General features: G+C 61.8%; 3 protein-coding genes, 2 tRNA genes and 1 rRNA gene. 2 read left to right on the top strand and 4 right to left on the bottom strand.

What is annotated here, in order from left to right; genetic code table 11:
• Positions 1 to 171 precede the first annotated feature (171 nt).
• The 3 genes from ACVISU_RS27085 to ACVISU_RS27075 all read right to left on the bottom strand — a co-directional run bounded on the left by ACVISU_RS27085 (position 172) and on the right by ACVISU_RS27075 (position 2,058).
• Positions 172 to 247: transfer RNA gene (locus ACVISU_RS27085), tRNA-Ala, on the bottom strand.
• A gap of 35 nt (positions 248 to 282) precedes the next feature.
• A tRNA-Ile gene (locus ACVISU_RS27080) sits at positions 283 to 359 on the bottom strand.
• Between the two features lie 210 nt (positions 360 to 569).
• Positions 570 to 2,058: ribosomal RNA gene (locus ACVISU_RS27075) — 16S ribosomal RNA — on the bottom strand.
• A 1,004-nt stretch (positions 2,059 to 3,062) separates the two neighbouring features.
• Here ACVISU_RS27075 and ACVISU_RS27070 point away from each other — a divergent pair.
• Together ACVISU_RS27070 and ACVISU_RS27065 are read left to right on the top strand one after the other, a co-directional pair.
• A complete protein-coding gene (locus ACVISU_RS27070; RefSeq protein WP_456708885.1) occupies positions 3,063 to 5,126 on the top strand; it encodes a M23 family metallopeptidase in 2,064 nt (687 codons plus the stop codon).
• 104 nt (positions 5,127 to 5,230) lie between these two features.
• Positions 5,231 to 5,497: a hypothetical protein gene (locus tag ACVISU_RS27065; RefSeq protein ID WP_050405006.1), complete on the top strand. Its 267-nt coding sequence runs from the start codon at positions 5,231 to 5,233 to the stop codon at positions 5,495 to 5,497.
• A 53-nt stretch (positions 5,498 to 5,550) separates the two neighbouring features.
• Here the strand turns inward: ACVISU_RS27065 and clpB are convergent, their stop codons facing one another.
• A complete protein-coding gene (gene clpB / locus ACVISU_RS27060; RefSeq protein WP_050405007.1) occupies positions 5,551 to 8,202 on the bottom strand; it encodes an ATP-dependent chaperone ClpB in 2,652 nt (883 codons plus the stop codon).
• Positions 8,203 to 8,233 lie beyond the last annotated feature (31 nt).

The following is an 8,233-nucleotide window of genomic DNA, read 5'->3' as shown; positions in this document are numbered from 1 at the left end:
ATCTGGAGATTAGGAATGGTACCCGCGAATTGCTTCGCAGATCCAAACTCGGATCGATCTCCTCTTTACGATGTCAGAAAACACGCACGTCACCGTCCATCCGGACCAATGAGTGCGAAGTGATGTTTCGCGGACGATTTTGACGAGGCATTCTCAAGCTTCAATTCCATCTGGTGGAGCCAGACGGGATCGAACCGACGACCTCATGCTTGCAAAGCACGCGCTCTCCCAGCTGAGCTATGGCCCCGTACCAGAAGACGAATGCTCCGCACTCGATCAAAATGGTGGGCCTGGGAAGACTTGAACTTCCGACCTCACGCTTATCAAGCGCGCGCTCTAACCAACTGAGCTACAAGCCCCTAACACGAGAGACATGCCGGCGCGCACCCGACGTGAAGTCGGTGCATCGCACAGCGCTCAGCCCCTGGCGCGTGTTCGTCCGCGAAGAAAGAGAAACGAAGACGGCGAAATCCCGCCAATGGAGCTCAACAATCCGAGGACTGTTGGCCCCTGAATGTTTCTAAAACGGTTCGATAGTGAGCGTGAGCTCGCTGAAGAACCATCCTTAGAAAGGAGGTGATCCAGCCGCAGGTTCCCCTACGGCTACCTTGTTACGACTTCACCCCAGTCGCTGACCCTACCGTGGCCGGCTGCCCCCTTTCGGTTAGCGCACCGTCTTCAGGTAAAACCAACTCCCATGGTGTGACGGGCGGTGTGTACAAGGCCCGGGAACGTATTCACCGTGGCGTGCTGATCCACGATTACTAGCGATTCCAACTTCATGGGCTCGAGTTGCAGAGCCCAATCCGAACTGAGACGGCTTTTTGAGATTTGCGAAGGGTCGCCCCTTAGCATCCCATTGTCACCGCCATTGTAGCACGTGTGTAGCCCAGCCCGTAAGGGCCATGAGGACTTGACGTCATCCCCACCTTCCTCGCGGCTTATCACCGGCAGTCTCCTTAGAGTGCTCAACTAAATGGTAGCAACTAAGGACGGGGGTTGCGCTCGTTGCGGGACTTAACCCAACATCTCACGACACGAGCTGACGACAGCCATGCAGCACCTGTCTCCGGTCCAGCCGAACTGAAGAACTCCGTCTCTGGAGTCCGCGACCGGGATGTCAAGGGCTGGTAAGGTTCTGCGCGTTGCGTCGAATTAAACCACATGCTCCACCGCTTGTGCGGGCCCCCGTCAATTCCTTTGAGTTTTAATCTTGCGACCGTACTCCCCAGGCGGAATGCTTAAAGCGTTAGCTGCGCCACTAGTGAGTAAACCCACTAACGGCTGGCATTCATCGTTTACGGCGTGGACTACCAGGGTATCTAATCCTGTTTGCTCCCCACGCTTTCGTGCCTCAGCGTCAGTATCGGGCCAGTGAGCCGCCTTCGCCACTGGTGTTCTTGCGAATATCTACGAATTTCACCTCTACACTCGCAGTTCCACTCACCTCTCCCGAACTCAAGATCTTCAGTATCAAAGGCAGTTCTGGAGTTGAGCTCCAGGATTTCACCCCTGACTTAAAGACCCGCCTACGCACCCTTTACGCCCAGTGATTCCGAGCAACGCTAGCCCCCTTCGTATTACCGCGGCTGCTGGCACGAAGTTAGCCGGGGCTTATTCTTGCGGTACCGTCATTATCTTCCCGCACAAAAGAGCTTTACAACCCTAGGGCCTTCATCACTCACGCGGCATGGCTGGATCAGGCTTGCGCCCATTGTCCAATATTCCCCACTGCTGCCTCCCGTAGGAGTTTGGGCCGTGTCTCAGTCCCAATGTGGCTGATCATCCTCTCAGACCAGCTACTGATCGTCGCCTTGGTGAGCCATTACCTCACCAACTAGCTAATCAGACGCGGGCCGATCTTTCGGCGATAAATCTTTCCCCGTAAGGGCTTATCCGGTATTAGCACAAGTTTCCCTGTGTTGTTCCGAACCAAAAGGTACGTTCCCACGCGTTACTCACCCGTCTGCCGCTGACATATTGCTATGCCCGCTCGACTTGCATGTGTTAAGCCTGCCGCCAGCGTTCGCTCTGAGCCAGGATCAAACTCTCAAGTTGGACTTGAAACCTTGAACCGGCTGATCACAACGTTTGACGAGGTCCCACCATTCTTCGTCGACCGAAGTCAACGAGCCGCCTGCGATTCACATCGTTGGCAGCGATGGTGTAACCTTTAAAACGTGTACCGCCGAAGTCTTTCGTCCACTCTCAGAAGTCAAAAGCCGAAGCTTTCAAGTTTTCCGAGAGACGCAAGGACTCCGCCGTCCACGTTTCTCTTTCTTCATCTTCACTTGTCAAACAGCCCGGGATCCGACGACCCCACACCCTTAGAGGGTGGTTCTACCCTTCACCGGCAGACAGTGAACCTCAACCGATTTATGTCGGCTGTTGTGTCACTCATCTAAGTGAGGAGCATCAGAGGCGCGTTCGCTCGCCTTGGTCAGTGACCCGGCGGCGCCGCGCTCAGTGGTTGGTTTATAGTCCCCACCCCTCGGGATTGTCAACGGCCATTGTCAACAAATCGTCGCACGCCCAAATCGCTTGTGCAGTGCAAAGAAATTCTCGCTCTTTCCGTGACTTAAGCTGGAGGTAAAAATCCGTCGTCCAGCCCTCGCGCCAAAAAACTTTAAAAAAAGTTTGTCGCCGAGCAGCTCGGAGACCCTCCGGAACGGGTTCCCCGGGGCTCCAGACCGGGCCGCGGCATCGACGTGCATCAGGAAGCTTTTCCATCTCAAATGCCGCACTTGAGCCACAATCCTGCGACGTTCTCGCTATAACGAATGCATTGGACCGCTCGAAACCTGTGGGGGCTCGGGTGGTTTTTCTGGGGGACCAGGCGATTTTCTCCAAGAACCCGTCGCCTCTTCCCTTCGCGGCCGAGCAACATCGAGAGATCTGCACACCATTGACGTTCGAGATCGCGGCTAGCTAATGGCCATCGGCTTCTCGATTTCGATGCGTGTGGCTCGCCAGACTGCCGGGATTCCTCTTCCGGGGATGAAGGCGGGGACGAGAACGAGCAGAGGTCGATCGCAGTTGCGGGAATTTGGGGGGATATCGGGTTGAGCCAACGGGCGTCACGCGGAAGCGGCATTGGGCGCGAGACCGGGATGATCGATCTCGGTCACGAACCGCCGCTTTCAGTCGACGGCACCGAGGCTGCGGTGATCGATCGCCGCCGTGTCTCCGTACAATGGTTCAGCGGCACCATTCTGACCGGACTATGTGGCGCGGCCCTGATCGGGGGCGCCGTTTTTGCGTCGCTCGACGGCGAGATGACTTTCGCCAAGGTGCCGGAGCGCGTCGAAGGCGCGCTGCGCGGTGCCTTCAACGGCAATGATCGCGTCGTCAGCCTGCACAAGGGCGACCGCCTGCCGCCGCCGAGCGAAGCCTCCGCCTCCCGCAGCCTGGTGCGCGTGTCGACCGTGACCCGCGTCGGCAATCGCGACGTGATGCGGGTGCGGCCCTTTATCCGGATTTCAGGCAATCTCTCGATGACCACGAGCGATCTGTCGTCGAAAATACCCGCCTTCAACGCGCAGCGTCTGTTGACCGATGTCGGCTCCGACACACCGGCGGCGACCGAGGATCCGAATGCGGCCGCTGCCGCCGAGCCCGACGCCGAGGTCTCTTTCGTCACCAAGGATCTCGGATCCGTGCTGCCGAAAGCCAAGCTCGCCGCCGTCGTCGCGCTCGACGACATCCTGATGCGGGTGCGCGATGCCGCCAATTGGCGCGGCTCCGGCGGCTCGGTGCGCTACGCCTCGCTTGCCAATGCGGCAGCCGACGCGACCGGCGCCGGACCCGACATGCGGATGGCCTACGCCACCGAGGGCAATACCGCCGATCCCTATGCGGGCTTCGAGACCCGCGTGGTGCCGGAGAACGTCACGCTGCTGCCGAAGACCAAGGAGCAGGTCACCGGCGGCAATCCGGTCGGCGAACGGGTTCACCTCGTCAAGAAGGGCGACAGCATTACCTCGATCCTGCGCGATCAGGGCGCAACGCCCGACGAGGCGAAGGCGATTGCCGCAACGCTCGGCCCGCGCGGGCGCGACGGCGGCCTGAAGGAAGGCCAGAAGGTGCGGATCCTGATGGCGCCGGCGGCGCCGGGCGCCCGGCTGCAGCCTTATCGCGTGATCGTCGCCAACGAATCCGTCGTCGAGGCCGTCGCCGCCCTGTCCGATCTCGGCAAATACGTCGCCGTCGACGTGCAGAGCATGAACACCACGACCGACACCGCGGACAATTCCAGCGACGATGACGAGGATGATGGCAGCGGCGTGCGGCTCTATCAGAGCATTTACGAGACCGCGCTGCGCAACAAGGTGCCGCCGACCGTCATCGAGGACATGGTCAAGATCTACTCCTACGACGTCGACTTCCAGCGCAAGGTCCAGCCCGGCGACTCGTTCGACGTGTTCTTTGCCGGCGAGGATGAGGGCGTCACCAGCACCGAAAAGACCGAAGTGCTCTACGCCGCGCTGACCGTGGGCGGCGAAACCAAGAAGTACTACCGATTCCAGAGCTCGGACGATGGCCTCGTCGACTACTATGACGAGACCGGCAAGAGCGCGAAGAAGTTCCTGGTGCGCAAGCCGGTCAACAACGCGATCATGCGTTCGGGCTTCGGCGGCCGCCGCCATCCGATCCTCGGCTATGTGAAGATGCACACCGGCGTCGACTGGGCCACCGCCTACGGCACGCCGATCTTCGCTTCCGGCAACGGCGTGCTCGAGAAGGTCGGATACGAAGGCGGGTACGGCAAATATATCCGCATGAAGCATTCCAATGGCTACGAGACGGCCTACGGCCACATGTCGGCCTTCGCCAAGGGCATGGAGATCGGCAAGAAGGTTCGGCAGGGCCAGGTGATCGGCTTCGTCGGTTCGACCGGCCAGTCCACCGGACCGCACGTCCACTACGAAATCCTGGTCAACGGCCGATTCGTCGATCCGATGCGCGTGAAACTGCCGCGCGGCCGCTCGCTCGAAGGCCCGATGCTGGCGAACTTCGAGAAGGAACGCGACCGGATCGAAGCCCAGATGTCCAGCCGCGGCAGCTCGCGCATCGTCTCGGATGCCACGAGCTCGACGTCGCAGACGCGCTCCATCACCAACCGCTAATAGCGTCCCGTCTGCCGGCGGGAACCCGGCAACCGTTCGGGACGGAACGATTCGCACCGGATTCGGCTTGTTCAGCCTGGGCCCCCCGTGCAGAGGAGGCAAGCATGACCAACCTCACCCGTGACGACGTGCTGAAAGCCGTCGGCCACGCCGACGATGTCACCATCGCCAGAATCATCGCATCGGGCGCAACCGTCGCCGAACTCGCCGAGGCGCAGGCCTGGCTCGCCAACGACGAGCCGCTGATGAATGCCGGCAGGCCGCTGGCCACCGGCCGCGCCCGCGAGCTGGTCGACATCCTGTCCGAACTCGAACCCGCTGATGACGACGAGCCCGGTCAGCTCAGCCCACCGACCGCTCCGCAGGAATAGCCTGGACGACGAAGCCCTCCCCGTGATCGCGGGGAGGGCTTTTTGCACGCGCGTCAGTTCAGTTTGCGCTTCGAGACCGGGGCATCGAACTGCACGATCTCGGCGGTCTTGGACACCTGACCGTTGAAGGTCAGCACATTGCCCTTCTCCGAGATCACAACGCGATCGCCGTCCTTGACCTCGCCGGCCAGGATCATCTCGGCCAGCGGGTCCTGCACGCTGCGCTGGATCACCCGCTTCAGCGGGCGGGCGCCGTAAGCCGGATCCCAACCCTTTTCCGCGAGCCAATCCCGCGCCTTCGCATCCAGCACGAGCTCGATCTTGCGATCCTCGAGCAGCCTGGTCAGCCGTGCGAACTGGATCTCGACGATGCGGCCCATCTCGCTCTTCTGCAGGCGGTGGAACAGGATGATCTCGTCGATGCGGTTCAGGAATTCCGGCCTGAAATGCGCCCGCACGACGCCCATCACCTGGTCGCGGACCGCCGCGGTGTCCTCGCCTTCCGGCTGATTCACCAGGAACTCCGAACCGAGGTTCGAGGTCATGATGATCAGCGTGTTGCGGAAGTCGACGGTGCGGCCCTGACCATCGGTCAGGCGGCCGTCGTCGAGCACCTGCAACAGCACGTTGAAGACGTCGGGATGCGCCTTCTCGATCTCGTCGAACAGCACCACCTGGTAGGGCCGGCGCCGCACGGCTTCGGTCAGCGCTCCGCCCTCGTCGTAGCCGACATAGCCGGGAGGCGCGCCGATCAGTCGCGAGACCGAGTGCTTCTCCATGAACTCGGACATGTCGAGGCGGACCATCGCGGTCTCGTCGTTGAACAGGTCAGCGGCGAGCGCCTTGGTCAGCTCGGTCTTGCCGACGCCGGTCGGCCCTAAGAACATGAACGAACCGGTCGGCCGGTTCGGGTCCTGCAGGCCTGCACGGGCACGGCGCACCGCGGTTGCCACCGCCCGCACCGCTTCGGCCTGGCCGACGACGCGCTTGGCAAGCGCATCCTCCATTTTCAGGAGTTTGTCCTTTTCGCCCTCGAGCATCTTGTCGACCGGCACGCCGGTCCAGCGCGAGACGACCTGCGCGATGTGGTTGGCGGTGACCGCCTCTTCCATCATCTCGCCGCCGTTCGGCTTGCTGCTCTCCTGCGCCTCGATGTCGGCGAGCTTGCGCTCCAGCTCGGGAATCCGGCCATAGGCCAGCTCGCCCGCCTTCTGGAATTCGCCGCGGCGCTGCGCATTGGCAAGCTCGACGCGGAGTGCATCGAGTTCGCTCTTCAGCTTCTGGGCGTTGGAGAGCTTGTTCTTCTCCGCGCTCCAGCGCGCCGTCAGCGCGGCCGACCGCTCCTCGAGCCCTGCGAGCTCCTTCTCCAGGGTCTGCAGGCGGCTCTTCGAGCCGGCATCGCTCTCCTTCTTCAGCGCCTCCTGCTCGATCTTCAGCCGGATGATGTCGCGATCCAGCGAATCGAGCTCTTCCGGCTTGGAATCGACCTGCATCTTCAGCCGCGCCGCCGCCTCGTCCATCAAATCGATGGCCTTGTCGGGCAGGAAGCGGTCGGTGATGTAGCGGTTCGACAGCGTCGTCGCGGCCACCAACGCGGAGTCGGTGATGCGCACGCCGTGGTGCTGCTCGTATTTATCCTTGAGGCCGCGCAGGATCGAAATGGTGTCCTCGACCGTCGGCTCGCTGACATAGATCGGCTGGAACCGGCGGGCCAGCGCGGCATCCTTCTCGACATGCTTGCGGTATTCGTCGAGCGTGGTCGCACCGATACAGTGCAGCTCGCCGCGCGCCAGCGCAGGCTTCAGGAGGTTGGACGCGTCCATCGCGCCGTCGGTCTTGCCGGCGCCGATCAGCGTGTGCATCTCGTCGATGAACAGGATGATGCCGCCCTCGGCGGACGAGACCTCCTGCAGGACGGATTTCAGCCGTTCCTCGAACTCGCCGCGATATTTCGCGCCGGCGATCAAGGCGCCCATGTCGAGCGACAGCAGCTTCTTGTCCTTCAGGCTCTCCGGCACGTCGCCGTTGAGGATGCGCAGCGCTAGGCCCTCGACGATCGCGGTCTTGCCGACGCCGGGCTCACCGATCAGGACGGGATTGTTCTTGGTCCGCCGCGACAGAACTTGAATCGTGCGGCGGATCTCCTCGTCACGGCCGATCACCGGGTCGAGCTTGCCATCGCGCGCAGCCTGGGTCAGGTCGCGGGCGTATTTCTTCAGCGCGTCATAGGCGTTCTCGGCGGTCGCGCTGTCCGCGGTGCGTCCCTTGCGCAGCGCTTCGATCGCCGCGTTCAGGTTCTGCGCCGTGACGCCGCCCTTGCTCAGGATGGAGGCCGCCTCGCTGCCCTTCTCGAGCGTCAGCCCGAGCAGCAGCCGCTCCACGGTGACGAAGCTGTCGCCGGTCTTGTCGGCGGCCTTTTCCGCTGCATCGAAGGCGCGGGCCAGCTCCGGCGACAGGTAGACCTGTCCGGCACCGCCACCCGAAACCTTCGGCAGCTTGTTCAGCGCCTCTTCGGTCGCTTTCAGGATTGCCCTGGAATTGCCGCCGGCTCGGTCGATCAAACCGCCAGCGAGCCCCTCATTGTCGTCCAGCAGCACCTTCAACAGATGCAGCGGCGAGAACTGCTGGTGACCGTCGCGCATTGCGAGCGATTGGGCAGACTGGATGAATCCGCGCGAGCGCTCGGTGTACTTCTCAATGTTCATTCGTTTTCCCTCGGCCTGCCGTCACCACCCA

Source organism: Bradyrhizobium sp. USDA 4452 (assembly GCF_054063575.1).
The sequence above is the reverse complement of the archived record's forward strand: the minus strand, read 5'-3'. Positions and strand labels throughout refer to the sequence as shown.

Coding starts and splice junctions, on each gene's coding strand:
- ACVISU_RS27065 (WP_050405006.1), top strand. CDS start 5,231: ATGACCAACCTCACCCGTGACGACGTGCTGAAAGCCGTCGGCCACGCC.
- clpB (WP_050405007.1), bottom strand. CDS start 8,202: ATGAACATTGAGAAGTACACCGAGCGCTCGCGCGGATTCATCCAGTCT.